The organism is Microbacterium sp. TWP3-1-2b2 (genome assembly GCF_049896145.1).
Classification (GTDB): Bacteria; Actinomycetota; Actinomycetes; order Actinomycetales; family Microbacteriaceae; genus Microbacterium.
In genome coordinates, this window is record NZ_JAFCTS010000005.1 from 1 (window position 1) to 239 (window position 239).

Genomic DNA, 239 nt, shown 5'->3' on the forward strand with positions numbered 1-239 from the left:
GTTCCGACCAACGCCTCCGAGCTTGAGGTCGGGTCGATCATCCTGGTCGAGGCCGGCGACGTGATCGCCTCGGACGGCGAGATCATCGAGGGCGTGGCCTCGGTCAACGAGGCCGCCATCACCGGCGAAAGCGCCCCGGTGATCCGCGAAAGCGGCGGCGACCGTTCGGCCGTGACCGGCGGCACCACCGTCGTCTCCGACTGGATCAAGGTGCGCATCACCGCCAAGCCGGGCTCGAC

1 pseudogene is annotated in these 239 nt (G+C 69.5%); it reads left to right on the top strand.

The window, feature by feature from the left end:
• Window positions 1-239: pseudogene (locus tag ACP7AR_RS17500) on the top strand (potassium-transporting ATPase subunit B); the annotation flags it as partial.